This is a genomic window from Rhodococcus sp. BP-241 (genome assembly GCF_019836145.1).
Classification (GTDB): Bacteria; Actinomycetota; Actinomycetes; order Mycobacteriales; family Mycobacteriaceae; genus Rhodococcoides.
Map to the genome: position 1 here is coordinate 84,057 of NZ_JABUEI010000006.1, position 26,997 is coordinate 111,053.

The 26,997-nt window shown below is 69.1% G+C and carries 25 protein-coding genes; 11 read left to right on the top strand and 14 right to left on the bottom strand.

Annotated features, from left to right (window positions below; translation table 11 throughout):
- Nucleotides 1-2 precede the first annotated feature (2 nt).
- The 3 genes from HQ308_RS13940 to HQ308_RS13950 form a co-directional block, all read right to left on the bottom strand.
- Nucleotides 3-470, bottom strand: a complete 468-nt coding sequence (locus HQ308_RS13940; protein ID WP_222646752.1) for a hypothetical protein — start codon at nucleotides 468-470, stop codon at nucleotides 3-5.
- A 559-nt stretch (nucleotides 471-1,029) separates the two neighbouring features.
- Nucleotides 1,030-2,202 (bottom strand): aromatic acid exporter family protein, encoded by a 1,173-nt coding sequence (locus HQ308_RS13945; RefSeq protein ID WP_204869801.1) that lies wholly within the window; start codon nucleotides 2,200-2,202, stop codon nucleotides 1,030-1,032.
- A gap of 10 nt (nucleotides 2,203-2,212) precedes the next feature.
- Entirely contained in the window at nucleotides 2,213-2,629 is a 417-nt protein-coding gene (locus tag HQ308_RS13950; RefSeq protein ID WP_027506413.1) for a DUF3151 domain-containing protein, read from the bottom strand.
- 57 nt (nucleotides 2,630-2,686) lie between these two features.
- Here HQ308_RS13950 and HQ308_RS13955 point away from each other — a divergent pair, with 57 nt between their 5' ends.
- A complete protein-coding gene (locus HQ308_RS13955) occupies nucleotides 2,687-3,214 on the top strand; it encodes a hypothetical protein (protein WP_222633146.1) in 528 nt (175 codons plus the stop codon).
- 51 nt (nucleotides 3,215-3,265) lie between these two features.
- Here HQ308_RS13955 and fbaA read toward each other — a convergent pair whose 3' ends face one another.
- Nucleotides 3,266-4,306, bottom strand: coding sequence for a class II fructose-bisphosphate aldolase (gene fbaA / locus HQ308_RS13960; protein ID WP_027506415.1), 1,041 nt, complete (start codon nucleotides 4,304-4,306; stop codon nucleotides 3,266-3,268).
- Between the two features lie 191 nt (nucleotides 4,307-4,497).
- On the opposite strand from fbaA, the gene HQ308_RS13965 reads away from it, so the two are divergent.
- Together HQ308_RS13965 and HQ308_RS13970 are read left to right on the top strand one after the other, a co-directional pair.
- A complete protein-coding gene (locus HQ308_RS13965) occupies nucleotides 4,498-5,331 on the top strand; it encodes a DedA family protein (protein ID WP_231476412.1) in 834 nt (277 codons plus the stop codon).
- Between the two features lie 15 nt (nucleotides 5,332-5,346).
- Nucleotides 5,347-6,024 (top strand): DedA family protein, encoded by a 678-nt coding sequence (locus HQ308_RS13970; protein WP_051613508.1) that lies wholly within the window; start codon nucleotides 5,347-5,349, stop codon nucleotides 6,022-6,024.
- Nucleotides 6,025-6,050: 26 nt separating this feature from the next.
- Here HQ308_RS13970 and HQ308_RS13975 read toward each other — a convergent pair whose 3' ends face one another.
- The 3 genes from HQ308_RS13975 to HQ308_RS13985 are packed head-to-tail and all read right to left on the bottom strand — an operon-like array spanning nucleotide 6,051 to nucleotide 8,660.
- Complete coding sequence (locus HQ308_RS13975) at nucleotides 6,051-7,148, bottom strand: glycoside hydrolase family 76 protein (RefSeq protein WP_222638853.1); 1,098 nt, start codon at nucleotides 7,146-7,148, stop codon at nucleotides 6,051-6,053.
- 47 nt (nucleotides 7,149-7,195) lie between these two features.
- A complete protein-coding gene (locus tag HQ308_RS13980) occupies nucleotides 7,196-7,870 on the bottom strand; it encodes an RNA methyltransferase (protein ID WP_056443675.1) in 675 nt (224 codons plus the stop codon).
- Between the two features lies 1 nt (nucleotide 7,871).
- Nucleotides 7,872-8,660, bottom strand: coding sequence for an SDR family oxidoreductase (locus HQ308_RS13985; RefSeq protein ID WP_027506419.1), 789 nt, complete (start codon nucleotides 8,658-8,660; stop codon nucleotides 7,872-7,874).
- Nucleotides 8,661-8,770: 110 nt separating this feature from the next.
- On the opposite strand from HQ308_RS13985, the gene HQ308_RS13990 reads away from it, so the two are divergent.
- Together HQ308_RS13990 and HQ308_RS13995 are read left to right on the top strand one after the other, a co-directional pair.
- Entirely contained in the window at nucleotides 8,771-9,181 is a 411-nt protein-coding gene (locus HQ308_RS13990) for a hypothetical protein (protein WP_222646754.1), read from the top strand.
- Nucleotides 9,178-9,684 (top strand): methylated-DNA--[protein]-cysteine S-methyltransferase, encoded by a 507-nt coding sequence (locus HQ308_RS13995; protein ID WP_222646756.1) that lies wholly within the window; start codon nucleotides 9,178-9,180, stop codon nucleotides 9,682-9,684. Before HQ308_RS13990 ends, HQ308_RS13995 begins: the two co-directional genes overlap by 4 nt.
- On the opposite strand, the gene HQ308_RS14000 is transcribed toward HQ308_RS13995, so the two are convergent.
- Nucleotides 9,605-10,303 carry a lysoplasmalogenase gene (locus tag HQ308_RS14000; RefSeq protein ID WP_222646758.1) on the bottom strand — a complete coding sequence of 233 codons (699 nt, stop codon included), beginning with the start codon at nucleotides 10,301-10,303 and terminating at the stop codon, nucleotides 9,605-9,607. The two genes, HQ308_RS13995 and HQ308_RS14000, sit on opposite strands and share 80 nt — an antisense overlap.
- A gap of 76 nt (nucleotides 10,304-10,379) precedes the next feature.
- Between HQ308_RS14000 and HQ308_RS14005 the strand changes: the two genes are divergently transcribed.
- From HQ308_RS14005 to thiD, 4 genes are all read left to right on the top strand, one after another.
- Complete coding sequence (locus HQ308_RS14005; protein ID WP_056444311.1) at nucleotides 10,380-10,826, top strand: MarR family winged helix-turn-helix transcriptional regulator; 447 nt, start codon at nucleotides 10,380-10,382, stop codon at nucleotides 10,824-10,826.
- On the top strand, nucleotides 10,823-12,064 hold the full coding sequence (locus HQ308_RS14010) for an MFS transporter (protein ID WP_222638856.1): 1,242 nt from the start codon (nucleotides 10,823-10,825) through the stop codon (nucleotides 12,062-12,064). The genes HQ308_RS14005 and HQ308_RS14010 overlap by 4 nt, the downstream gene beginning before the upstream one ends.
- A gap of 205 nt (nucleotides 12,065-12,269) precedes the next feature.
- Complete coding sequence (locus HQ308_RS14015) at nucleotides 12,270-13,745, top strand: hypothetical protein (RefSeq protein ID WP_222646760.1); 1,476 nt, start codon at nucleotides 12,270-12,272, stop codon at nucleotides 13,743-13,745.
- 75 nt (nucleotides 13,746-13,820) lie between these two features.
- Nucleotides 13,821-14,609, top strand: coding sequence for a bifunctional hydroxymethylpyrimidine kinase/phosphomethylpyrimidine kinase (gene thiD / locus HQ308_RS14020; protein WP_222646762.1), 789 nt, complete (start codon nucleotides 13,821-13,823; stop codon nucleotides 14,607-14,609).
- A gap of 3 nt (nucleotides 14,610-14,612) precedes the next feature.
- Here the strand turns inward: thiD and pyrE are convergent, their stop codons facing one another.
- From pyrE to HQ308_RS14040, 4 genes are all read right to left on the bottom strand, one after another.
- Nucleotides 14,613-15,149 (bottom strand): orotate phosphoribosyltransferase, encoded by a 537-nt coding sequence (gene pyrE / locus HQ308_RS14025; RefSeq protein ID WP_037186299.1) that lies wholly within the window; start codon nucleotides 15,147-15,149, stop codon nucleotides 14,613-14,615.
- Nucleotides 15,150-15,173: 24 nt separating this feature from the next.
- Nucleotides 15,174-15,740: a hypothetical protein gene (locus tag HQ308_RS14030; protein ID WP_222646764.1), complete on the bottom strand. Its 567-nt coding sequence runs from the start codon at nucleotides 15,738-15,740 to the stop codon at nucleotides 15,174-15,176.
- A 69-nt stretch (nucleotides 15,741-15,809) separates the two neighbouring features.
- A complete protein-coding gene (locus tag HQ308_RS14035; protein ID WP_222646766.1) occupies nucleotides 15,810-16,598 on the bottom strand; it encodes an SDR family oxidoreductase in 789 nt (262 codons plus the stop codon).
- A gap of 55 nt (nucleotides 16,599-16,653) precedes the next feature.
- Nucleotides 16,654-17,283, bottom strand: coding sequence for a hypothetical protein (locus HQ308_RS14040; protein ID WP_056444305.1), 630 nt, complete (start codon nucleotides 17,281-17,283; stop codon nucleotides 16,654-16,656).
- 214 nt (nucleotides 17,284-17,497) lie between these two features.
- On the opposite strand from HQ308_RS14040, the gene HQ308_RS14045 reads away from it, so the two are divergent.
- The gene (locus tag HQ308_RS14045) at nucleotides 17,498-22,966 is read left to right on the top strand and encodes a carboxyl transferase domain-containing protein (protein ID WP_222646768.1); all 5,469 of its coding nucleotides are present in this window, start codon (nucleotides 17,498-17,500) and stop codon (nucleotides 22,964-22,966) included.
- An 82-nt stretch (nucleotides 22,967-23,048) separates the two neighbouring features.
- Here the strand turns inward: HQ308_RS14045 and HQ308_RS14050 are convergent, their stop codons facing one another.
- Nucleotides 23,049-23,918 carry a hypothetical protein gene (locus tag HQ308_RS14050; protein WP_222646770.1) on the bottom strand — a complete coding sequence of 290 codons (870 nt, stop codon included), beginning with the start codon at nucleotides 23,916-23,918 and terminating at the stop codon, nucleotides 23,049-23,051.
- 118 nt (nucleotides 23,919-24,036) lie between these two features.
- Here HQ308_RS14050 and HQ308_RS14055 point away from each other — a divergent pair, with 118 nt between their 5' ends.
- Nucleotides 24,037-25,443 (top strand): amino acid permease, encoded by a 1,407-nt coding sequence (locus HQ308_RS14055; RefSeq protein ID WP_027506428.1) that lies wholly within the window; start codon nucleotides 24,037-24,039, stop codon nucleotides 25,441-25,443.
- A gap of 18 nt (nucleotides 25,444-25,461) precedes the next feature.
- On the opposite strand, the gene HQ308_RS14060 is transcribed toward HQ308_RS14055, so the two are convergent.
- On the bottom strand, nucleotides 25,462-26,994 hold the full coding sequence (locus tag HQ308_RS14060) for an HNH endonuclease signature motif containing protein (protein WP_222646772.1): 1,533 nt from the start codon (nucleotides 26,992-26,994) through the stop codon (nucleotides 25,462-25,464).
- Between the last annotated feature and the right edge of the window lie 3 nt (nucleotides 26,995-26,997).

The window sequence follows — 26,997 nt, forward strand, 5'->3', positions numbered from 1 at the left end:
CGTCAGCGGAACGCGATGGCCATCCCGGCCGCGAGCAGACGCCGTAGCCGTTCGGGATGACGCAGGTCGTCCCACGTCCACCGCACCACATGGCAGCCGAGCGCGCGGAGGGCGTCCTCGCGCAGCTTCTCGTCGATCACCGACTGTGCTCCGCCGCGATACTTCATCAGCCCGTCGAACTCGCCCACCAGCCGACCGTCCCAGTCGAAATCGGTGCGGGCCACGATGCGACCACGATCGTCGAGGAAGCGATGCTGCAGCCTCGGCGAGGCAATCTCGGGCCACTGCATCATCAGGGCTCGGCTCCACGATTCGCCGATGCTCTCGGTGAGAGGGCTCGCGAGGTCCACCGCGCGGCGGGCGGTGGCGATGCCGCGACGGCGCCCGAGCCGTGCGAGGCACTCCTGCAGATCCGGCGCCTCCGTGCGGAGTGCGGACTCGACAGCGCACAGCGCACGATCGAGTCCCACTGTTGCACGCGATGTCGAGCGCCGTCCGAGTCGGCGTCGTGACCTGCACACCGTCGACGGTGGTGACGTCCAGCGGGGACAGCGGGACCCGGTGCTCGGCGACCCTCCTCGTCGACGCACCACCTCCTCGACCGTCGACGCTCACGTGCACCCGGTCTCGGTCGGGAGCGAGAAGGGGGAGCCGATGCAGCGCCGCCGCGGACTCGTGACTGGCGACGGCCACCGCGGTGCGTCCCGCCATGACTCCGAGCACGCGCAGGCGGTAGCGCTCGTCTGGTGATGCCGACGCCCACTCCGAGCCGGGGCCGTAGGAGCCGCGGCTCACGCGGACCAGTTCGCCGCGCCTCACCAGACCGCGCAGCGCCGCATCGGTCACGTCACCGGTCGCGCGGCGGTGCAGGTCCATGGCGGTGAGTGTCGATCACGCGCGGACGGGGACACGCCTTCCTGTCGCCCGCCTGTGGAGCACCCTCGTCCTGTGTACCGGCAGCTCCCGCAGGGGTTCCGTACTCGAGGAGGGGTTGCAGCGTCCGCGGGAACACGGAACGGCAGCGGGAACCTAGTAGTCGAGCTCCGGCGGCACGGCGGGGTGGTCGACGGTCGGGGGCAGGGTCGCCAGCGCGGAGATCCGCGAGAGCCCTGCCACCTGGAGCAGGTCGACGACGATGGATCGGATCTGCGCGAGCACCACCACCGCGGACAGGCCGGCGTCCTGCATGAGCTCCGCCTTCGCACCGACTGCCACGTGCCGGAGAACCCGCGCTGCCTCTGCTCGGTCGGGTTGCTCGCCGGGATCAGCGAGCATCATCTTCCGCACCACCTCGGTGGCCTGCGCGAGCTTCTCGACGAGGTCGACCAGTCGGGGGTCGAGAATCTCGTCGTCGCGCACCAGGGACAGGGAGCGCCTGGCGAGAACCCGGATGTTGCGCACCGCGTTGTCCAGCGGATCCGCCGTCGCTGCCAGCTCGGCCAGGCGCTGCTTGCTGTTCCAGTACAGCGGGGAGATGCGGCTGATCTCGCGCCCGCCCTTGAGATCGGTGCGCATCGCGTCGATGGCCGGTTGTGTGGCGCGCGCAGCCTTCAGTGCCTTGGCGATCGGTTCCGCGTCGTTGGCCAGGAGACCGTCCGCGACGAGTTGCAGTACTCGGCCCGACGTGGCGATGACGGTGGCCGCGTCCTTGCGTGCGCGGCGCACGGGGTGCGTCGGCACGACGGCGACGACGGCGAGTCCCACCAGACCGCCGATCAACGCGTCGACCATGCGGTTGAGTCCGCCGGCGTTGCCCGGCGGGATGAGCGTCGCCACCAGCACGGCCGACGATCCCGCCTGCATCGCGATGATGGCGCCGCTGTCGAGGAAGACCGCGGTCGACATCGCGAGCGCGACGACCAGGGCGATCTGCCACGGGCCGGTCCCGATGAGGGCGATGATCGCGTCACCGACACCGATACCGACCGTGACGCCGACGACGAGTTCGGCCGAGCGTCGCATCCGCGCCCCGAGGGACACACCGAGCGAGACGACGGCCGCGATCGGTGCGAAGAAGGGCGTGACGTGCCCGACGACGTCCGTCGCCACGAACCACGCGATGCCCGCGGCGAGCGCGCACTGGATGATCGGCAACCCGGAGACACTCAGTCGCCGCAACGAGGCGTCGATCCGCGCGGAGCCGCGGGTGCGCAGGCCGAGATGCGGGGCCGTGAATCGTGGGTAGCTCCCGAATCGGCCCATCAAGCTGGTGCTAGCCGACGCCGAGTTCGTCCGCGGCGCGCGGATCGCAGTCCTCGAGCAGGTCGAGGCAGCGGGCGTACTCGTCCGTCTCCCCGATCGACTGCGCGGCGCGGGCCAGGACGGCCACGCAGCGCAGGAAGCCGCGGTTGGGCTCGTGGCTGTACGGCACGGGTCCGAAGCCCTTCCAGCCGTTGCGACGCAGCTGGTCGAGACCGCGGTGGTAGCCGGTGCGTGCGTAGGCGTACGCGGTGATGGTGCGGCCGTCGGACAGGGCGGCCTCGGCGAGGTAGGCCCACGCGATCGACGCGGTGGGGTGCGCCGCGGCCACCTCCTCGGGGGCCGTGTGGTTCAGGAGAGCGGACTCGGCCTCGTCGTCGCCGGGCAGCAGGGTGGGCTGGGGACCGAGGAGATCACCGAAGGAAGTCATGACGACAGTCTCCCACGGAGCGCGCGGGAGACGTCGGGCGCTGGATAAGGTGCACGCGTGTCCCCGGATAACTCGCGCCCCGCCGCACCGCGCCGCATCGAACCCAGCGCCGCACCGAAGAAGGTGTCGACACGTTCCGGTGGACGGCGGCGCGGACCGTGGATCGCGGCGGCCCTCGTGGCCCTGCTGGCGATCGCGGGTGTCGTGGCGTTCGCACTGCTGCGCGGCGGCACGAGCGTCACGGGTCCGAGTGACGACGAGAAGATCCGCACCTCGATCGACACCTTCACCACGGCGTTGCGTGACGGCGACCTGACCGCTCTGCGCGGCGTCACGTGCGGCGCGCTGGCGTCCTTCTACGGCGGCATCTCCGAGGTCGACTTCGCCGCGACGCACGACGCCGCCGTCGCATCCGGAACGGTGCCGGTGGTACAGAGCGTCGACACCATTCAGATCACCGAAGCGGAACCGCCGGATCAGACGACGGCGATCGCACAGGTCACCGCGCGCACCGAGGGCGCGGAGCCCTCGGCGCGCACGTTCGACCTCGCGCTGGACGGCGAGACCTGGAAGGTCTGCGCCTGACCGCGCTCGTGCGCCTCTTGCGCATCCGGGGATGCGCAAGAGGCTCACGGGTCAGCCCGCTGACACACTCCGACCGGCGGACTTCAGGTCGTTGCACGCCTCGACGACGCGCGCCGTCATACCGGCCTCGGCCTTCTTGAGGTAGCTGCGCGGGTCGTAGGCCTTCTTGTTACCCACCTCGCCGTCGACCTTCAGCACGCCGTCGTAGTTGCTGAAGAAGTGGCCGGCGATGGGCCGACTGAACGCGTACTGGGTGTCGGTGTCGACGTTCATCTTCACGACGCCGTACTCGAGGGCCTCCTCGATCTCACTCTTGGCCGAGCCCGAGCCGCCGTGGAAGACGAAGTCGAAGGGCTTGGAGCCGGCAGCGAGTCCGAGCTTCTCGGTGGCGACGCGCTGGCCGTCCGCGAGCACCGACGGCTTGAGCTTGACGTTGCCCGGCTTGTAGACGCCGTGGACGTTGCCGAACGTCGCGGCCAACAGGTAGCGCGATCCGGCATCGCCGGCACCGAGCGCCTCGACCGTCTTCAGGAAGTCCTCGTTCGAGGTGTACAGCTTGTCGTTGATCTCCGCCTCGACGCCGTCCTCCTCGCCGCCGACCACGCCGATCTCGATCTCCAGGATGATGCGCGCCGCGGCGGCCCGGGCCAGCAGATCCTTGGCGATCTCGAGGTTCTCGTCGATCGGCACCGCGGAGCCGTCCCACATGTGCGACTGGAAGAGGGGGTTCTTCCCGGCGTCGACGCGCTCCTGCGACACCGCGAGGAGCGGACGCACGTAGGTGTCCAGCTTGTCCTTGGGGCAGTGGTCGGTGTGCAGCGCGATGGTGACGTCGTACTTCGCGGCGACGACGTGGGCGAACTCGGCGAGCGCGACGGCGCCGGTGACCATGTCCTTCACACCGAGGCCGGACGCGAACTCCGCGCCACCGGTGGAGAACTGGATGATGCCGTCGCTGCCCGCGTCGGCGAAGCCCTTGATGGCCGCGTTGACGGACTCGGATCCCACGCAGTTGATGGCGGGAAAAGCGAACTTGTGTTCCTTGGCGCGGCCGAGCATCTCGGCGTACACCTCGGGAGTTGCGATCGGCACGAAGAAACCTCCACGGTGAGCGAACGGGGCACCCGATCAGGTGCGGTCACTAGCAGTATGTCAACCGAGGTGACGCCGGTCGCGCCCTGCCCGATCTACTCGCCGGTAGTTGCTGAGAGTTGCTCGTGAGTTGTACTACCCGCCACTCGGCGTGCGGGTATCGGCTGCTCTCGCCGGTACTGTGGGCGCTTGTGACTACCGTGGCCGCCTCCGTGACCGACCTCGCCCTGCTGCCGGGGTTCCTCGATCCCGTCAACCTGCTGAACTCGTTCGGCACCTGGGTCCTGGTCGGTCTGCTGCTGGTGGTGTTCATCGAGTCGGGCCTGCTGTTCCCGCTGCTCCCGGGCGATTCGCTGCTGTTCACGGCCGGTCTGATCGCCGCGTCGAAGAGCGCGGAGATCGAGCCGTTCGCGCCGCTGTGGGTGCTGTTGGTGACCATTCCGATCGCCGCGGTGCTGGGTGATCAGGCGGGATATCTGATCGGCAAGAAGGCCGGCACGGGCCTGTTCACGGACGACGCCCGCTTCCTGAAGAAGCGCTACATCGACGAGTCGCACGCGTTCTTCGAGAAGCACGGACCCATCACCATCTTCCTGGCGCGCTTCGTGCCCATCGTGCGTACGTTCGCGCCGGTCGTGGCCGGCGCCTCGGGCATGCGCTACCGCACGTTCATCACCTACAACGTCGTCGGCGGCATCGTCTGGGGCTCGGGCGTCACGCTGCTCGGCTACCTGCTGGGCCAGATCGCCGTCATCCGCGACAACGTCGACATCATCTTCCTGCTCATCGTCGCCGTGTCCGTCCTGCCCATCGCCTGGGAGGTCGGCAAGCGGATCGTCTCCTCGCGCCGCACCCCGCTCGGTGAGGCCGTCGACGCGTTCGACGGCAAGCTCGACGGCAAGGTCGAGCCGTCCAAGTGGTCCGAGCCGGCCCAGAGGTCGGACACTGCTCAGCGGTCGGAACCAGCTCAGTGGTCCGAGCCCGTCCAGCGCACCGAGCCCGCTCCGCGCGACTCGTCCTCGTAGATCGGTCCCCCGTTCATGCTTCTCGCCGGTAGCACCGTGCTCGCCGAAGGCGGCGCGATGGGATTCCTCGAATCGGCCGGGCCCACCCTGGTCTGGCTCATCGTGGTGTCCTTCGTGTTCCTCGAGTGCGCCGTCATCGTGGGCCTCTTCCTTCCGGGCGACTCGCTGCTGATCACCGCCGGTATCGGACTGGCCGCCCACGCCTCGGGCACCTCGCACGTGTGGGCGCTGTCCGCGGGCGCGTTCCTGGCCGCCATCGCCGGTAATCAGGTGGGGTACATGATCGGTAAACGCACCGGTCATCGCCTCGTGGCGCGCAAGAACGGCAAGTATGTCAACACCGCGAATCTCGAGAAGGTCAACCGACTTCTCGAGAAGCACGGCTTCTGGGCGGTGCTCGTCGCGCGCTGGATCCCGTGGGTGCGGACCCTGTGCCCGATGGTCGCCGGTGCCGGCGGGATGAACCACCGCCGCTACACCATCGCCAGCACGCTGGGTGCGCTCATCTGGGCACCCGTGCTGCTGCTGATCGGGTTCTACTTCGGAGCGGTGCTCGACAAGGTGTCGTGGCTGTTCCCCACCGTGCTCACGCTGATGATCGTCTCGATCGTGGTCGGCACCATCTTCGGTCTGTACCAGTACCGCAAGGAGATGAAGAAGCCGGTGGAGACCACTGAAGTGCACGATCTCTGACGTGCACGATCTCTGACGGCTGACGTTCAGCCGAGGCTGTGCGCCGCCTCCATCAACATCCAGCCGCCGAGCTGGACGGAGAAGTCGCGCTCCGGCACGGACGACGACGTGACGGTGCCGGCGCTGAACCGGGCGATCGACGCACCGAACGAGGGCAGCTTGGCGATGGCGGACCAGTCGCTCCCGAACAGCGGCAGGCCCTCGATGGACAGGCAGTTGTCCCACGCGGCCTCCGCCGACGCCAGCACGATGTCGGCGGCGACCGAGCGCGCCTCGTGGTCCTCGTCGTCGTCTCCGGGCAGCGACGTCGCCACCAGTGCGAGGTACCGGGCGAGGATCCCGTTGAACAGGCCACCGTCCCCTCCCCCGCCGCCGATGATCACGCCGTCTTTCGTGAGGTGCTGCTGCACGGCGGCGACGAGTCGATGCACGCGCTCGCGGTGCTTGTCGTCACCGAGGCTGATCGCGAGTTCGGTCTCGGCGCCGAGCACGACGCCCTGGCAGTAGGAGTAGATCGGCGTCTCGACGCGGCCGTCTGCGTGGATGCCGTCGAGCACGAGATGGGTCGTCGGATCGACGAGAGTCGCGTCGATCCAGTCGGCCATGGCCTGGGCGCGCCACAGCTTGCCGGTCCGTGCGAGCAGCACCGCCGCCGGGCCGTTGGCCGGCACGTTGAAGAAGTCGCTCTTCCTGGACCAGCGGATACCGCCCCCGTGCGCCGGATCCCAGGCGTCGAACAGCTCCGACTCCAGGGCCGCGATCGCGGTGCGATTGTCGACGAGGTGCAGACGTTGCGCTCGCTCGAGGGACAGCCCCAGCCACGCCATGTCGTCGTAGTACGAGTTGGTCCAGCCGGTGAGGTTGCGCAGCCGGTGGGTGCGCGCGATCCGGGCCAGCCGTCGTCGGCGGCGCGCCGACGGCGCCCGCTCCTCGGCGTCGACCACACAGTCGATGAGGTGCGCCTGCCACCAGTAGTGCCAGCGGAAGAACAACCGCTCCCGTCGGACCGGCGGCCACGCCACGACACCCAGAGCCGTCCCCGGCAGTCCCCACAGACGGCGGACGTGGCGAGAGAAGACGGCCTCCTCGGCGGCGTCCGCCCTGGAGGACCACGTGTCGTGCATGATTCGATCCTGCCAGTACCCCTCGGCTCGGGAGCCGTCGGGCACGGTCACCAGGCCAGGTCGGGATCCGCGTGCTGCCGGATCCAGGCGTGCATCGTGATCCCGGCTGCGACACCGGCATTGATACTGCGGGTGGAGCCGAACTGCGCGATGGACACCGTCATCGACGCGGCGGCGCGCGCGTCGTCGGTCACGCCCGGGCCCTCCTGACCGAAGAGCAGCAGCGCATTCCGCGGGAGAACGGCAGTCTCGAGCGGGACGGACCCGGGCACGTTGTCGACGGCCACCACCGTCAGGCCCGCCTCGGCGGCGTAGGCCATCAGTCCGCCGACGTCGGCGTGGTGCTCGATGTGTTGGTAGCGGTCGGTGACCATCGCACCGCGACGGTTCCACCGTCGACGCCCGACGATGTGCACCGCGGCGGCGCCGAACGCGTTGGCCGTACGGACGACCGTCCCGATGTTGGCGTCGTGCGCGAAGTTCTCGATGGCCACGTGCATCGGATGCCGGCGCGTGTCCAGGTCCGCGACGATCGCCTCGCGCGTCCAGTACCGGTACGCGTCGACGACGTTGCGCCGATCCCCCTCGTCGAGGAGTTCCGGGTCGTAGCGGGGATCGGTGGGCCGAGGCCCGTCACGCTCGACGTCCCAGGCGGGTACGCCGCGCGGGTGCTCACCCCACTCGGTGGCACCCGCCTCGTCGCTGCGGTCGTTCTCGGTCAACTCAGGAATGGGACAGACGGCGGTTGACCTCGCGGGTCAGCCAGACCGGGGAGAACCGCGAGCCCATGGACAGTGCCTTGGACGGGAGCCCCACCGGGAAGTGCACCTTGTGGTAGATCCGCTTGGCGGGCTGCGTCGACTTGAAGATCGCGTCGGCGACGTCCTGCGCGGTCAGCTTGATGCCCAGCGAGCCGGTGGTGCCGGTCTGGATCCCCTTGGTCATGGCGGTCTGGACGAAGAGCGGCCACATGGCCTTCACGGCGATGTCGTGCTTGTGCCACTCGAGGTCGAGCGCCTCGGTGAGCCCGCGCACCGCGAACTTGGTCGCGCCGTACGTGGCGAGCTCGGGCTGGCCGTAGATGGCGGAGGCGGAGCACAGGTTCACCACCTGGGCGCCGCGCGTCTTCTTCAGGTACGGGAACGCTTCGAGCAGCCCGTTCAGCACGCCGCCGACGTTGATGTCGAACTGCTTGCGGTGCGTCTCGATGGCCTGCTCGGCGAACTGGCCCGCGATGAGGATGCCCGCGTTGTTGATGAGCACGTCGAGTCGCCCGCCCGCCGCCTCGTCGAACTCCTTCAGTCGCTCGGTGAACTGCGCGGTGTCGGTGACGTCGAGGATTCCCGTCGTCGACGTCGAGCCCTTCGCCGCGATCTCCTTCGCGAGAGAGGCCAGTCCCGTCTCGTCGATGTCGTACGCACCGACGTGGTACCCGGCGGCGGCGAACGTGAGTGCGGTGGCCCGCCCGATGCCGGCTGCTGCGCCGGTGATGAAGACAGTAGGTTGAGACATGTCTGAAGAGTAAAGGGTCGGGCTGAGCTGCAACAGAGCGGTGAGCCGAAAACTTACCGCCGAGTAGCTTCCGGTGTCCTCGGAGGCGCTCACGGGAGGGATCCGAGTCGATGGACCACGAGAGAGTGGGTCGGGCGGTGGCCGTGGTCACCGCCATCTACGTCGTCGTGCTGGCGGTCTGGGCGCTCGTGCTCCTGCCCAAGGCCCCGGACGGCACCGTTCCGTATCAGATCGCTGCGCTGGTCGCGGGCTTCGGCGCGGCACTGGGACTCGCGATGATGGCTGCCGGGCGCCCGACCGCCGACGAACGCCGCATGCGCGACCACGGGCTCGAGGGGTGGGCCGTCGTCGACGAGGTACGGGAGATCGGAGCCGAGACGGAGGTCGACCTCACGATCACCGTGCCCGGGTCGGGGTCCTACCCGGGCACCGTCCGCCGCACGGGGTCCGTTCGGTACGAGGTCGGCGCGACCGTTCCCGTCGTCGTCGATCCCGACGACCGGACGCGGATTCGGTTGTGACACCGACCGGCTCGACCCGGCACCACACCGTTCTCGACACCCCGGTGGGTCCTCTCACCGTCGTGCGCACCGGGACGGCGCTGTCGGGCGTCTACTTTCCCGGTCACCGTCCGGCACCGGCTCCCGGCCGGATCGGTACCGCCCGGGCGGACGGGTTCGACGAGATCCGCGATCAGTTGGCGGAGTACTTCGGCGGCCGGCGGCGCCGCTTCGATCTCGAGCTGGCCCCGGTGGGCACCGAATTCCAGAACGAGGTGTGGGCTGCGCTCCGGACGATCCCCTACGGCGAGACGTGGACGTACTCCGCTCTGGCAGTCGCCGTCGGCCGGCCCACCTCGGTGCGAGCGGTGGCGTCGGCCAACGCCCGCAATCCGTTGTCGATCGTCGTGCCGTGCCACCGCGTCATCGGAATGTCCGGCAGCCTCACGGGTTTCGCCGGCGGCGTCGAGCGCAAACGCCTGCTGCTCGATCTCGAGTCGGGAACCCCGACGCTGTTCCCGTGAGGGAGTCGACGAGCGCGTACTGAGCGCCGATGTAGGTCGCGAGCACCGCGACCTCGAGGACGTCGCGCAGGCGCGCGTCGGCCGTGGTCCGCCGCACGAGCACCATGCCGTCGGAGACGGTGAACAGCGTCGATCCGACGACGGCACGGGTGTCGCCGTCCGCACCGAGAACGGACATGGCACCGAGGGCAACGCCGTAGGCCATGGAGATCGGTGCAATGGTCGGGGCGTGTCTCGTGGCCAGCACGGCGCCGCCCGCCCATCCCGCCGCTCGAAGCAGAGCATGGTGCGGCCGCACGCGAGAACCGTTGCGATGCAACAGTACCGACCAGCACCCCTGCATGACGCCGAACGACGACGCCCCCGCAGTGAACCGGCGATCGTCGTCCGGATCGATCATCGCGACGTCGCCGAGCGTCGCCGCCGAGAGCCCCGCAGCCAGCAGTGGCGAGCGGTGGGCGCCGGACCGCACCGCGAGAATCGGCATGAGGAGCGGCTTGCACACCGCCTGCACGACGGGTCGATGCGTGGCGGCACCGACGATGGTGCCCGCCGCAGCGACGGCGTAGGCCAGGGTCGTGGCCCTGCGGACCAGCGTGGCGGACGACCCGGACGGCATGCGGACACCGTAACCGACCCCACACTGGATTTCGATAGTTAGCTTATGTAACGTTAAGGGAGTGCAGACCACGGCGATGCGAACCGACGAACTGCGGACACTGCTGTCCGAACTGGTCACCACGACCTCGCGTTTCACCCGGCTCGCGGCCTCGGTCGCGCCCGCGGAGCATCCCCGTACGTGGTCGCGCGCGCTCTCCCTGCTCGACGAGTACGGCGCGATCCGGATCAGCGAGTTCGCCCGCCTCGACCGATGCTCGCAACCCTCGGCGACGGCCCTGCTGCGCACGCTCCACGAGAACGGTCTCGTCGACCGCATGACGGATCCGACCGACTCCCGCGCCGTGGTCGTGTCGATCTCGGACCACGGACGCACTTGGCTCGCCGACTCGCGTCGCGCCATCGGCGACGGACTGCTCCGCCACCTGGGCGAGCCCGATCCCGACCAACTCCGACGCATCGTCGAGGGCCTCGACGACCTGCGCTCGGTACTCAAGAACACAGCACGAAAGGAACACCCGTGACGACGATCGAGGAGAAGAAGGACGCGTCCCAGCCGAGCCTTCTGCAGCAACCGAAGGCCGTGTGGGCAGTGGCGTTCGCCAGTGTCATCGCCTTCATGGGGATCGGCCTCGTCGATCCCATTCTCAAGCCCATCGGCGAACAGTTGAACGCGACACCGTCGCAGGTGTCTCTTCTGTTCACGTCCTACATGCTGGTGACGGGCGTGGCGATGCTCGTCACGGGCGTCGTCTCGTCGCGCTTCGGCCCGAAGAAGACACTGCTGGCCGGTCTCGCGATCATCATCGTGTTCGCCGCGCTCGCAGGCTCGTCGAGCACCATCACCCAGATCGTCGGGTTCCGCGCCGGCTGGGGACTGGGCAACGCACTCTTCATCGCGACCGCCCTGGCGACGATCGTCGGCGCCGCGAGCGGTGGCGTCGCGCGGGCCATCATCTTGTACGAGGCCGCACTGGGCATCGGCATCGCCACCGGCCCGCTGGTCGGCGGCGTCCTGGGCAGCATCAGCTGGCGGGGCCCGTTCTTCGGCGTCGCCGTCCTGATGGCCGTGGCCGTCGTGCTGCTCGTCGTCATGCTGCCGGAGGGCGAGAAGCCCACGCACCGAACCTCTCTCGCGGACCCCTTCCGCGCACTGCGGCACCGCGGGCTGCTCACGGTCGGCATCACGGCACTGCTGTACAACTACGGATTCTTCACCCTGCTCGCCTACACGCCGTTCCCGCTCGACCTCGGCACCTACGCGATCGGCTTCATCTTCTTCGGCTGGGGACTCGCGCTCGCGGTGGCCTCGGTGTTCCTCGCACCGCGCCTGCAGCGCCGGTTCGGGACGCTGAACATGATGATGCTCGCGCTGCTCCTCTTCGCCGCCGACCTCGCCGCGATGGCTCTGTTCACGGAGAGCAAGCCGGTTCTGATCGTGTGCGTCGTCCTTGCCGGACTGTTCCTCGGCGTCAACAACACCCTCATCACCGAGACCGTCATGATCTCGGCGCCGGTCGAACGGTCGACCGCCTCGGCGGCCTACAGCTTCGTGCGGTTCGCCGGCGGCGCTGCCGCCCCGTACCTCGCCGGCAAGCTCGGTGAATCCAATGTGCACGTGCCGTTCTGGGTGGGCGCCGCCTGCACCTTCCTGGCCATCGGCGTTCTCGCGACCGGCCGGAAGGTCCTCGCACACGTCGACGATCACGACCCGGCACCGCACAGCGTCGACGAGGCGACAGCGCTCACCGTCGGCGACTGACCAGGGAAAACCGAATCACACCAGTCACATTCACCGCATGAACACCATCTGCACCAAAGGTCACACTTCGATGACGAAGTAACTCTGAAGTAAAGGTCTAGGCGGACCGGAAGGTACGTTCTGTTCGGTCGGGGGACGCGTACACCATTCTTCACCGCTTCTCGGATACGGCAGGAATGCCGTCTTCGGTATCGAAAGGCCATTCATGTCGGACAAGTCCATCACCCGTGCCCGCAGGACGCGGCTCGCTGCAGCAGGCGCCGTGCTCGCCGTGTCGCTGGCTGTCGCCGCACCCGCCGTGGCCGTCGCCCAGCAGGATCAGCCGGACAGCTCGGAGAGCAGCGAGTCCTCCTCGAGTACCACCACCGAGGCTCCCGCCACGTCGAGCACCGAGCAGGCACCCTCGGCGACGGATGCGCCGCCGGTCACCACCGTGCCCACCACCGCTCCCCCGGCCCGGCCGCTGCCGCAGGTCACCGGTTCCGTCGTGGTCGACGACGAGGGCAACTCCTCCATCAAGGTCGACATCGACGCGAAGCTGACCGAGGACGAGAAGAAGGCACTGCAGGTGGCCAAGGACGCTACCAAGGCCGCCGTCGACGCCATCAAGAAGGCGCAGGCATTCCTCGACGACGCCATCGCCGCAGCGCAGGGCGGCGACGCCGCTGCCGAGGCCGAGGTCGACGAAGCGAAGGCCGAGCTCGAGGCATCCAAGGCCGAGGAATCGGCGTCGGTCGCCGAGCAGGAGAGCATCGTCGCCGCCGGTGTCGCCGCCAAGGCGCAGGAAGAGGCGGACGCCGCCAAGGCTGCAGCGGACGAGGAGAAGAGCAAGGCGGACGCCGCTCAGGCCGAGGCCGACGCTGCGAAGGACAAGGCCGACGAGCTCGAGGGCGACGCTGCCGCGGATCCGACCGAGGCAGAGGCCGCGCGTGCGGACGCCGAGGCGAAGGCCGAGGCCGCAGCCGCCGCGCGCACCGCCGCGGAGGAGGCCACGAAGGCTGCCGAGGAGTCGTTGAAGGCCGTCGGTGACGCGTTCGCGACGCTCGACGCCGCCAAGGTCACCACGGCGATCCAGGCCGCGTATGCGAAGGCGTCGACGCTCTTCGCCGCTGTCGTCAAGGCAGCGACGACGCAGGTGGCCGCCACGGTCGCCGAGGAGAACGCGAAGCGGCTCGAAGCAGCCGGTGACGCCGAGGCGGCAGCAGCAGCCGAGGCCGCCGCAGCAGCGAAGGCCGAGGCCGACGCAGCTGCGAAGGATGCCGCGGACAAGAAGGCCGCCGACGAGGCTGCCGCGGAGAACGCCGCCGAGGAGACCGTCACGGTCGAGGTCGGCGACGAGAAGAAGGAGGACGTCGAGGTCGCGACCATCGACTCCACCACGGTCGAGGTCACCGCCTCCGGAATCCGTCTCATCGGCTTCTACGTCGACGGCCCGACGCGCACGTTCAAGGTGGTCGACTACTTCACCGACGACGAGGAGGGCAACGTCATCGTCGCCGGCGAACTGCCGGAGATCGGTCTCGTGTCGTCCGAGTCGAGCCTCGCGGGGTCGGATCAGGCGAGTGCCTCGAACGACGAGGGCGGACTGCCCGTCGCCGCGATCGGCACCGGCGTGGCCGTCGTCGCCGTCGCGGGTGTCGGTGCGTTCGCACTCTCGCGTCGCAAGGGCACTCGCTCCTGACGACCGAGCGCGTGGGTGCGGGGGCTCTCTCGGCCCCGCACCCACGCGCTCTCGGCGTTTTGGGATGATGAAGACATGCCGACACTCGCCTACGTCATCGCCGGATCCGAAGCCACGGGAGGCGCCGGCCTGCAGGCCGACCTCAAGACGTTCGAGCGGCTCGGGGTCTACGGCGTCGGCACCATCACCTGCATCGTCTCGTTCGATCCGAAGGCCGGGTGGGGCCACCGTTTCGTCCCCATCGCGGGACCGGTGATCGCCGACCAGATCGAGGCGGCGACGGCTGCCCACTCACTGGACGTCGTGAAGATCGGCATGCTCGGCACACCCGAGACCGTTGCCACCGTCGCCGAGTCGCTCCGTCAGCAGCCGTGGCGACACGTCGTCGTGGATCCCGTCCTCATCTGCAAGGGCCAGGAGCCGGGCGCGGCGCTGGACACGGACAACGCCCTGCGCGCCGAGATCCTCCCGCTCGCGACCGTCGTCACGCCCAATCTCTTCGAGGCGCAGACCTTGTCGGGAATGGACTCGATCGAGTCCGTCGACGATCTGTCGGAGGCCGCCCGCCGCATCGCGGACCTCGGACCGCGCTACGTGGTGGTCAAGGGCGGCGCGGGTCTGCCCGGCGACGAGGCCGTCGACGTCCTGTTCGACGGCACCGACGTCTCGGTGTTCCGTGCGCCGAAGATCGGCGAGGAGCGCGTCTCCGGAGCCGGCTGCATCTTTGCCGCCGCCATCACCGCCGAGCTGGCGAAGGGTTCCTCGGTCCAGGACGCAGTGGCCACGGCCAAGGACTTCGCGCACGCCGGCATCGTCAGCCGCGTGACGACGAACGCGCCCTTCACCGCCGTCGGCTGGCAGTAGAGCTCAGAGGTTCAGGTCGCCCAGACCGAGGAGGGACCGGTACTCGAGACCCTCGGCCGCGATGACCGCGTCGGCGCCGGTGGCGCGGTCCACCACCGTCGCGACGCCCACCACGACGGCACCGGCGTCACGCAGAGCCGCGACGGCCGTGAGCGGGGAGTTGCCGGTGGTGGTGGTGTCCTCGACGACCAGGACCCGTTTGCCCACGATGTCCGGGCCCTCGATCTGACGCTGCATGCCGTGGGCCTTGGCCGCCTTGCGGACGACGAACGCGTCGATGGGACGGCCCGGCGCGTGCATGACCGCCAAGGCGACGGGGTCGGCACCCATGGTGAGTCCGCCCACGGCGTCGAAATCCCAGTCCGACACCAGTTCTCGCATGAGCTGCCCGATGAGGGCACCGGCGCGGTGGTGCAGCGTCGCACGGCGGAGGTCGACGTAGTAGTCGGCTTCCGTGCCCGACGACAGCGTCACCTTCCCGTGCACGACGGCCAACTCGCGGACCAGTTCTGCCAGTTCGGACTTCTCGGTAGCTGCCACGAGCAGTGAATCTATCGGGTGCGCTCAGGCGGCGTGCTGCGGCGCCCGCAACCACGCCGTGTCGGCGTCCGCGGTCTCGGCGAACACCTCGGGCGCCCGGACGCCCAGCAGCCGGACGACGGGTCCGGACAGCGGCGAGTCGGCGAGCGAGGCCAACGACGAGGCCTGCGTGTTGTACACGCGGACGGCCCCGGCGACGCGATGCTCGATGCGATCGAGTTCCGTTGCGGGCGAGCTGAAGTCCCACCCGAGAGGCCCACTGGCCCGACCGTCGAAGAGCACCTCGTGCAGCGCGACCGACACCGCGTTCTCGGCGCCGGCCCGGGCGCCGAGCTCGGCGCGCCGATCCCGCATCATGGCCGACAGCGACCGCGCTCCGACGAGTTGGTTCACGGCGGCGCGGTCGAGATCGGCGTCGACGGCAGCGCGCACGAGATCGGGGATCACGGCCCGTCGTCGATCGAGCTCGATCTCGAGCAGGTTCAGTCCGGCAGCGACGGAGTCGGCCGACCGACGTGTCCGCCGGACGACCGACACGATCCAGCCGATACCGATGATCATCACGAACGCCACCAGGGCCACAACAGTCACACCAGAAACATAGCGCCGTCGAGTATGAACGTCGACCCGAGGTCGAGGGTTCGCCCCGGCCGCCGGAGCCTACGTGCGACCGCGCGCGCTGCCGACCAGGGAGACCACGCGGCGAGCGATGGTACGGGGCACCAGACGCGATACCGAAGTCAGTGACTTGTACTGAAGCCCAGGCACACTCAGCACGGTGTTCTTCTCCAGGTCGGCGAGCGAGGCGTCGACGACCTGGTCCACGGAGAGGTACATGAACGACGGAATCGACGACATCTCGATGCCGGCGCGCTCGTGGAACTCGGTCCGCACGAAGCCCGGGCACAGAGCCTGGATGCGGACGCCGGTGCCGGCGAGACCGCCCGCGAGACCCTCGCTGAACGAGACGACGTACGCCTTCGACGCGGAGTACGTGGAGCCGCGACCCGACATCAGGCCGGCGACGCTGGCCACGTTGATCACCGAGCCCTCCGCACCCGCGATCATCGACGGCAGCGCCGCGCGGGTGAACTGCATGACGGCGGTGACGTTGACGTCGAGCTGCGACTGCAGCAGCGCGGGATCCGCCGTCCAGAACTCGCCGGACGTGCCGAAGCCGGCGTTGTTGATCAGGACCTGCACGCCCTCCTGCAGTCGGGCGACCACGGCAGCGCGGCCCTCCTCGGTCGCGAGGTCCGCGCCCAGGATCTCCGACGAGGTGCCGTACGACGCGCGTAGCTCGTCGGCCAGTGCCTCGAGCCTGACGGTGTCGCGGGCGACCAGGACGAGGTCGTGGCCACTGGCGGCGAGACGGCGGGCGAACCCGCCGCCGATGCCGGACGTCGGACCGGTGACGAGTGCGATGGGCCGCGGTGTTGGAGTCGACATGCGCACGAGACTAACGGGTGAGGTTCCTCACGGCAGCACGTGGCTGATGAAACGATCAGTCGTCGCGTCCGGGTGCTGCGCGGCGCCGCGAGGGCGGCAACACGTGCAGAAGGCCGGACAGGCGGGTGACGGCGTCGATCGCGGCGTCCCAGTCGCGTCCCGAACTGCCCACCGGAACGGTGCCCAGCGTCCACGGACCCTCGCTCCACAGCAGCTGCACCACATCGGGCACCGAGTGCGTGAATGCGACCATGCGCTGGTCACAGACTCGCCGTGCCACGTCGAGGTCGGTCGCGAAGATGATGCGCGGACCCAGCGAGCCGAGGAGCTGCATGTCGGCCTCCTTGGGCGGCGGCGTCGTGCGGGACCGCAGATCGAGGTCGACGTCGGATCCCACCTCGCGGCGCACCGCCACGACGGTCGCGGCGTCCTCGAGGTCGAACAGGACGAACTCCTCGCCGCGTCGCACACCCTCGACCACGTCGACGGCACCGAGGAACTCCTGGTTCGCCATGGCCGCGCGCGAGAAGGTCGACGGCAGGTCGGGATCGGCGGGAACGTAGTGGTAGCCCTGCGCTTTCGCCCAGATCTGACGCACCCGGCCCTGCTGTCCGCGGCGGGCGCGATCGATGTACAGCAGTGCCACCGCACCGAGGAGTGCGATCAGAGCAAGGCCGAACCACATCGCTGTCATCGCTCTCCACTGTACTTTTCCCGGGGCACGGCGCCGTCGTCGGCCCATCGTGTCATTACCCGCCGGTATACCCGTGGGTAGCGCATCGCCACAGGTCAGTGACCGATCACGACCCTTTCGGGCGTTGGTGAGATGTACTCGCCAGTACGCTCGTGGACCGTCACACTGGCTCGGAAGACACTTTCCCTTCGAGACGGCGGAGCGCATGTTCACACGCATAGCAGTAGTCAACCGAGGCGAAGCAGCTGTTCGCCTCATCCGAGCGGTACGCGAGCTGAACAACGAATCGCGGTCCGCCGAGCCTCTGCGCGTCATCGCTCTGCACACCGACGCCGAGCGGAAGGCGATGTTCGTCCGCCAGGCCGACGAGGCCGTCACGCTCCGCAAGACGGGCGTGCAGAACCCCTACCTCGACTACGTCGAACTCGAGCGCGCACTCGTCGAGGCCCGCGCCGACGCCGTGTGGGTCGGCTGGGGCTTCGTCGCCGAGGACCCGACCTTCGCCGACATCTGCGCTCGCCTGGGCATCACGTTCATCGGCCCGTCCGCTGCCTCGATGCGCCTGCTCGGCGACAAGGTCGAGGCCAAGATCCTCGCCGAGAAGGTGGGCGTCCCGGTCGCGCCGTGGAGCGGTGGTCCCGTCGAGACCCGCGCCGATGCACGTCGGCACGCCGCCGCCATCGGTTATCCCCTGATCATCAAGGCGCGCAGCGGCGGTGGCGGTCGCGGTATCCGCAAGGTCTTCGCCGAGGACGAGCTCGAGCTCGCACTCGAGCGCACCCAGGGTGAGGCCGAGCGCTCGTTCGGCGACCCTGTCGTCTTCCTCGAGCGGCTCGTCACCGAGGCGCGCCATGTCGAGGTCCAGGTCATCGCCGACACCCACGGCAACGTGTGGGCACCCGGCGTCCGCGACTGCTCGATCCAGCGTCGCAACCAGAAGGTCATCGAGGAGTCCAGTTCGGCCGTCCTGACCCGGGAGCAGGCCGACGAGCTCCGCGCCGCCTCCGCGGAGCTGGTCCGCGCCGCCGGGTATCACGGCGCCGGCACGGTGGAGTACCTCTACCAGCCCGAGCAGAAGATCTTCACGTTCCTCGAGGTCAACACGCGCCTGCAGGTCGAGCACCCCATCACCGAGGTGACGACGGGCCTCGACCTGGTCAAGCTGCAGATCCTCGTCGCGGGCGGCCACGTGCTCGAGGGCGACTGCCCGACCGAGTTCGGTCACGCCGTCGAGGCACGACTCAACGCCGAGGACGCCGACAACGGTTTCGCACCGGCGCCCGGCACCGTCCGGTTGCTGAAGTTCCCGCTCGGATCGGGCCTGCGCGTCGACACGGGCATCGCCCAGGGCGACGTCATCCCGCCCGACTACGACTCCATGGTCGCGAAGGTGATCGCCTGGGGCCGTGACCGTTCCGAGGCCCTCGCCCGGCTGCGCACCGCGCTCCGCGAGACCACAGTCGTCATCGACGGCGGCACCACCACGAAGTCGTTCCTGCTCGACCTGCTCGACCGCGAGGAGCTCATCGACGCCACTGCCGACACCGGCTGGCTCGACCGCACCGGCGCGGGCACCGCGGAGGGCCCCACCCGCGTCGCCGACGTCGCACTGATCGCCGCGGCCGTCGACGCCTACGACGCGGACGAGGCCCGTGAGCGCGCCAAGTTCCTGCTGTCCGCCCGCGGCGGCCGTCCCCGCGCCAGCCACGACATCGGCCGCACGGTCGAGCTCAACTACCAGGGCCAGGGCTACCGCCTGACCGTCGGCCAGGTGGGACCGCACCGCTACCTGGTCGCGGTCGACGACCACGAGATCACCATCGACATCGAGCGGCTCGGCACCTTCGAGCGTCGCGCCGAGATCGACGGCACCCGCTACTCCGTCGTCACCGTGCCCGGCCCCGCCGGGTATCTCGTCGAGGTCGACGGCGTGAGCCACCAGATCAGCCAGGACGAGGCCGGCCTGGTGCGCGCACCTGCCCCCGCTGTCGTCGTCGCCGTGCCGGTCGCCGTGGGCGACGAGGTCGAGGCGGGACAGACGCTCGTGGTCCTCGAGGCCATGAAGATGGAGACCGCGGTGCGCGCCGCCTCGGCCGGCCGGGTGAGCGAGGTGCTCGCCGTCGTCAACGCACAGGTCGACAACGGCGCGGCGTTGCTGCGCGTCGACCCGATCGGTGAGACGGCCGCCGCCTCCACCACCGCCCGGGTCGAGTTCCGCTCACCGTGCGGCGACGCCGACCGCGACGACCGCATCGACGCACTGGCCCGTCTCGACGAACTGCGCGCTCTCCTCAGCGGATTCGACGTCAGCGCGTCCCGTGCGCTCGCCACCATCGCCGAGTACGACGCCCTGCGCGGAGCGCTCCCGCGCAAGGACGGCGAGCTGGTCCGCGCCGAGCTGGACCTGCTCACCACCTTCGCCGACATGTGCGAGCTGACGCGTAACCGTCCGACCATGGACGAGGAGGGCACCGACGAGCGCGTCCACAGTCCGCGCGAGCACTTCCACGCGTTCCTGCAGTCGCTCGACGCCGACGTCCAGGGCCTGCCGGACGAGTTCCGCGACAAGCTGGCTCGCGCACTGCGGCACTACGACAAGAACGATCTCGATCGCGGCACCGATCTCGAGGAGGCCGTCTACCGACTCTTCCTGGCGCAGCAGCGCATCGAGAACCAGGTCCCGGCCATCGCGGCACTCCTCGATCGGTGGATCGCCGACCCGTCGGTCGCCCCCGACGCGGACAGCGCCGTCGGTGAGGTGCTTGACCGCCTCGTCGTCGCGACCCAGGTGCGGTACCCGGTGATCGGCGACGTCGCCCGCAACCTCCGCTTCCAGTTGTTCGACGAGCCGCAGATCCGCAAGGCGCGCGAGCAGGTCTACGACGGTGTCCGCGGGAGTCTGCAGTACCTGGCCGAGCGGCCCGACGCCGACGATCACCAGGAGCGCATCGACGCCCTGGTCGCCACGGAGGAGCCGCTCGTGGAGCTGCTCTCCCAGCGCATGTCCGATCCGGGTGCCCTGCTCGAGGTGATCACCCGCCAGTACTACGAGATCCGTGACTTCGAGGACGTGAAGGCCTTCGATCGCGAAGGGCAGCACTATGTCTCGGGCACCTTCACCCTCGTCGGCGGCAAGGTCAACCTGCTCTCGACGATGACCGATCGCGCGGGCCTCTCGTCGACGCTGGTGGCGCTCACCGAGACCGCGGGGCCGGCACCCGAGAACCTCGCGGTGGATCTGTACCTCTCGTGGCCGACAGCTCCCGAGGACGGCGACCAGGTGGTCGAGGAGCTGCGCACCGAGATCGCCGCACACCCGGCGACCACGTCGTGGCGTCGCGTCACGGTCACCGTCTTCGGACGCGGCACCGGCATCTCGCGCCAGGTGACGTTCCGGCCGCAGGCAGGCGTTCTGACAGAGGACGTCTCGCTCCGCGACCTGCATCCGCTCACCGGTCAGCGACTGGACCTGTGGCGCCTCAAGAACTTCGACGGCACCCGCATCCCCTCCGCACCCGGCACGTACCTGTTCGATCTGGTGGCGAAGGACAACCCCAAGGACGAGCGACTGGTCGCCCTGGCCGAGATCCGCGACGCCGCAGTGCAGTTCGACGCCCAGGGCAACGTGGTCTCGGTTCCCGCCATCGAGCGCACGCTCTCCGCGTGCCTCGACGGCATCCGCCGCGCCCAGGCTCGCCGCGGCAACCGCCGCCTCGACCACAATCGCGTCGTCCTCTACGTGTGGCCGGTGCTGAACCTGCCGCTCGACAAGCTGCGCATCGTGGCCCGGCATCTCGCGCCGCTCACCGTGGCCGCCGGTCTCGAGGAGATCACCATGATGGCCCGCGTCGTGGTGCGCCCCGGCGCGGAGCCCACCATGCAGGCCCTGCGCTTCTCGTACCGACCCGGTACCGGAGTGGTCACCAAGATCACCGACCCGCCCACCGAGCCCATGCGCCCGCTGGACACGTACACCCAGAACGTGCAGCGCTCGCAGGCACGCGGCACCGTGTACCCGTACGAGCTGATCCCCGTGCTGACCAAGCGCGACGGTTCCTTCGTCGAGTACGACCTGGACGAGTCCGGTGCGCTGCAACCCATCTCGCGGCCGTACGGTCAGAACACCGCGGGCATCATGGTGGGCCTGGTGTCCACGCCGACGGCGCTGTACCCGGAGGGCATGACCCGCGTCGCCCTGTTCGGCGATCCGACCAAGGCGTTGGGCACGGTGGCCGAGGCCGAGTGTGCGCGCGTCGTCGCCGCGATCGACCTGGCCGAGGAGATGAACGTCCCTGTCGAGTGGTTCGCGCTCTCCTCCGGCGCGACCATCTCCATGGGCAGCGGCACGGAGAACATGGACTGGGTGTCGCGGGCTCTGCGCCGCATCATCACCTTCACGCAGGCCGGTCACGAGATCAACGTGATCGTCGCGGGCATCAACGTCGGCGCGCAGCCGTACTGGAACGCCGAGGCCACGATGCTCATGCACACCAAGGGCATCCTGGTGATGACGCCGGAGAGCGCGATGGTGCTCACCGGCAAGCAGTCCCTGGACTACTCCGGTGGCGTCTCCGCGGAGGACAACTTCGGCATCGGTGGCTACGACCGCGTCATGGGCCCCAACGGGCAGGCGCAGTACTGGGCTCCGAACCTCGGAGCTGCGTGCGACGTCCTCTTCGCGCACTACGATCACGCGTATCGCGCACCGGGAGAACGCTTCCCGCGCCGCACGACGACCGTCGACCCGGTCGACCGCGACGTGCGGACCTACCCGCACGTCCACCCGTCGAGCGACTTCAAGACCGTCGGCGACATCTTCTCCTCGGCCACCAACCCCGAGCGCAAGAAGCCGTTCGACATCCGCACCGTCATGCGCGCCGTGGTCGATCAGGACCACGCCGTGCTCGAGCGGTGGGCCGACATGGCCGACGCGGACACGTCCGTCGTCTTCGACGCCCACCTCGCCGGTTACCCGGTGTCGGTGATCGGCATCGAATCGCGTGCCATCTCGCGCAAGGGATGGTTCCCGTCCGACGGCCCCGACCAGTGGACGTCGGGAACGCTGTTCCCCCGCTCGTCCAAGAAGACGGCCCGTGCGATCAACGCCGCCAGCGGCAACCGCCCGCTGGTGGTGCTGGCCAACCTGTCCGGCTTCGACGGGTCACCGGAGTCGCTGCGCAACCTGCAGCTCGAGTACGGCGCCGAGATCGGCCGTGCCATCGTCAACTTCGACGGACCGATCGTGTTCTGCGTGGTCTCCCGGTATCACGGCGGCGCGTTCGTGGTGTTCTCCGGAGCGCTCAACGAGAACATGGAGGTGCTGGCCGTCGAGGGATCGTTCGCGTCCGTCCTCGGTGGTGCACCGGCCGCAGCAGTGGTCTTCACGCGAGACGTCAACAAGCGCACCGCATCCGACCCGTCCGTCCGCGATCTGGAGGCACGCATGAACTCCTCCGAGGACGACACGGAGCGGGCCCGGTTGCAGGTGGAGCTGTCGGCCACCCGCACCGCGGTGCGCTCGGAGAAGCTCGGTGAGGTGGCGTCCGAGTTCGAGGCGGTGCACAACATCGAGCGAGCGCGGACCGTCGGTTCGGTGCACCACATCGTGGCGGCCGCCGAACTGCGCCCGCAGATCGTCGCGGCGATCGAGCGCGGAATGGCCCGCCAGGCCTGACCTGATCGACAGAGAGACACCCTCCCCCGCGTGTGCGGGGGAGGGTGTCTCTCGTTCGGTGGTGTCGGTCGACGCCCCGGCGTCAGTTGAAGCCGATACCGGCGCTGACGATGACCTCGGCGGTGATGGACCCGTCGGCCAGCGGGGTGCCCTGCACCACGATCGAGGTACCGGGCGCGAGGTCCGCCACCGTGGCGGCGCCGAGCGCGAGGATCTGCGTGTTCGCGTTCGTCACCACGGTGACGGTGGACCCGCCGATCCCGTCCATGACGATGGTGGTGCCGTCGTTCGAGATGATCGTGCCCACGGAGGCCCCCTGGGACCCCAGCGCCTCCCCCACTCCCCCGGGAATCTGCTCCAGACCCGGCAGCGAGCCCAGCGGCGGGACGCTCGTCGACGGCGGCGCCGTGGTCGTGGGCGGGGCGGAGCGCGGCGTGATGGCCGGCGCCGCGGTGCGCGAGGACGACGTCGAGTCGTACAGCAGATAGGCCCCGGTGCCGATGAGTGCGATCACGACGAGCGCCGCCACGACGATGAGTGCGGTCTTCGGACCGCGCGGGGGCTTGCTGTCGCCGTTCTCGAGGAAGGGCGCTTCGCCGTACTGGTTCTGCTGGTACGGGGGCTGCTGGTACGGGGAATAGCCCTGCGTCGGGTAGCCCTGCTGTGCCGGGTAGCCCTGCTGCTGCGGATGACCCTGCTGTGTCGGGTAGCCCTGAGTCGGGTAGCCCTGAGTCGGATACTGCTGCTGCTGGGGGTAGCCCTGCTCGTACGGCGGTTGCTGGGCGTACCAGTCGCCTGCCGGGAGCGCCTCGGTCGGGTTGTAGCCGGACTGCCCGTAGGCCTGGCCCGGATCCGACGTGTGACCGGGAGTGCCGAAGTACTCCGTCGGCTGGTCGCGGTCGCGGTCGCGAGCCGAGTCGTCGTTGTCGCGCGGTCCGGTCGGCGTCGTCATGACCTCAGGATAGTCCCCGAAAAGACCGGGCAAATCGGACGAGATGTGCCGTGCGCCGGGCACCGAACCGACCGTTGTGATCGACTCGGAAGGTTCGCATCTCACGAGGAGAACTGCCATGTCGATCGACAACAAGGACGCGGACCCAGTCAGCGCGACCGGACAACCCGGCGCTCTGGGAACCAGCCTGAAACCACGCCACATCACCATGATCTCGATCGCCGGTGTCATCGGCGCCGGACTGTTCGTCGGATCCGCGACCGCGATCAACCTGGCCGGCCCCGCCGTGCTGTTGTCGTATCTGTTCGCCGGCATCCTCGTCGTCCTGGTGATGCGCATGCTCGGGGAGATGGCGACCGCCAACCCCGACACCGGATCGTTCTCCACGTATGCGACCCGCGCGCTCGGCCACTGGGCCGGGTTCTCCGTCGGGTGGCTCTACTGGTGGTTCTGGGTGCTGGTCATCCCGGTCGAGGCCACGGCCGGTGCGCTGATCATGTCGTCGTGGATCGGCGGTGACCAGTGGATCTGGGCGCTCGCCATCACGCTGATCCTCACCGTCACCAACCTGCTGAGCGTGGGCAACTACGGCGAGTTCGAGTTCTGGTTCGCGCTCATCAAGGTGGTCGCGATCATCGGGTTCATCGCGCTCGGCGTGCTCGCGATCCTGGGTCTGCTGCCGGGCAGCGACGTCAGCGGGGTATCGCACCTGTGGTCGGACGGCGGGTTCATGCCCTTCGGTTTCGGTGCCGTCATCGCCGCCATGCTCACGACGATGTTCTCGTTCATGGGCACCGAGATCGTCACTATCGCCGCCGCGGAGTCGCCCGATCCGAAGAAGGGCATCACCCGCGCGGTCAACTCGGTGATCTGGCGCATCATGATCTTCTACCTCGGCTCGATCTTCATCGTCGTCGCCCTGGTGCCGGCCGCGGAGCTCGACGCCGAGACCGGCTCGTACCAGTTCGTGTTGGGGCAGATGAACATTCCGCACGCGGACCGCATCATGGACGTCGTCATCCTCACCGCCGTCGCCTCGTGCCTGAACTCCGCGCTGTACACGGCGAGCCGCATGTTGTTCTCGCTGTCCGAGCGTGGCGACGCCCCCGCGGCGGTACGAAAGGTATCGAGCCGCGGCGTGCCCTACGTCGCCGTACTGGCCTCCACCGCACTAGGATTCGTGGCCGTCGTCGGCAACTACGCGCTGCCGGAGAAACTGTTCGGGTACCTGCTCGCGACCACCGGCGCCGTGGCTCTCTTCGTGTACCTCGCCATCGCGGCCAGCCAGTTGGTGTTGCGGCGCACGCTCGACCGGGAGGGTCGCCGACCTCCAGTGCGCATGTGGCTGTATCCGTGGCTGACGTATCTGGCGATCGGCTTCATCGTCGTCGTCCTCGTCATGATGGTGATCATGCCGGAGCAGCGGACGGCCATCGGCTTCTCCGCGGTGCTGGCAGCGGTCACCGTCGTGGCCGGTGTCCTGCGTCAGCGACGCGTGACCGCCGCCGAATCCGCGCGCGTCTGACAGCCCCGCCACCGTCGTTCAGAACGGTGGCGGGTCGTCGATCGCTGCGGCTTCTCGAGCTCGGCGGTTGCGTGCCCGTTCGGCGCGTCGCCGCGCATGAACGGCCGCAAGGCGAGTGCGTCGTCTCGTCGGTGGCGACTCGGTCCCGGGCGGCGGGTGCACCACTGGGTCGCCGAAGGTGACGTCGGCCAGTTCCGGGTGGAGGTCGTATCCGTTGTGAGCCGGACCGGGAACGGTGCGACCCTCCGGGGTGGTGACGGTCGAGAGGACTCTGCCGGGTAGCTCCGGATCGGGGTACTGATCGTCGAGAAAGTCGGTGAACGTCTTCAGAGTGTGGTGAAAGCGGCACTTGCCGTTGAGATTCACCGCCGTGGTCTGTCCACCGGCGGCCGGGTCGTCGTGGTCGTACTCGGTGACGTGGTCGAGGTCCGCCGTCACCGCCGGGTTGTTGCATCCAGGCCACGTGCAGTACTGGTCGCGGGCACGGACGAACGTCTCGAGTGCCGCGCTGGGCCGGTACGGGTCGGCCGGCTGATGGGCTGCGGGCGTCGCGTCCATCCGTCGACGCACGGCATCGGAACGGTTCGCCAGATCCCGCAGGTGGTCGGGCGAGATGACACCGTGACCGTGCAGGAAGCCGGAGCGGCCGGAGGTGTCGGGGGCTGCACCTTCCGGGCTCGTTGCAGCTGGGGTGGCCGCATCCAGGGTGGCCGCGTCACCGACCACGTGCACGACGACGGTGGTCGCGCTGATCGAGTCGGGGTCGGTCTCCGTGTGTGTGCACGTGGGATCGCCGCACTGACAACCGAATCCGGTGCCGGTGACGAGTGCGAACAGTGCGTCGGACGCGCGAGCGTTGCGGCTGCGCGGATCGCGCGAGCAGACGTTCGCAGCAAGAGCCTCGACACGGGTTGCGACGAGCAGCGCGTCCTCGGCCGCCAGGGTGGCACCGACGGCCGCCATGCCGTCGGGAGCGTTCTCGACCCAGAAGGAGCGATTCTCCTTGGCCTTGATGCGCCTCTCGCGCACCGCATCAGGATCATGACGATGAACGATGCAGTCGACCATGTCCCGCAGCCGGGTGTCGGACCACGAACGGCGACGCCGAAGGGCGGCAGCGATCTCGGCGTCGACCTCGTCGGCGTAGTCGCGGCCGTCCACCAGATCGGTACGAGTGACGATGGTGTGCAGGTGTTTCGGCGCGAGCAGCCCGTCCCGCAGGCACTCTGCGACACGCGGCAGGCGATCGCGCAACACGAGGGCGCGAAAGAGAATGCCGTCGGCGGCACCCTGACTGACGGACAGCACGGTGGCGATGCGGGCGGCGCACTGCGTCGCCGCGTCCAGGCGTCGGCGGTCCGAGGCCTCGACCGGCGCGACGATCAGGGCGTGGAGGTGCGCGGCCGCCCGGTAGCGAGTCCACTCCAGGAAGCCGAGGCCGGCGGTCGCGTGAACGACGGTGTCCAGAGCCTCCTCGATCGACGCATCGGTCAGCGCCACCGGAAGGCCCATGGCCTCCGGATTCTGCTGCGCCCACCCCGACTCGAACATGTG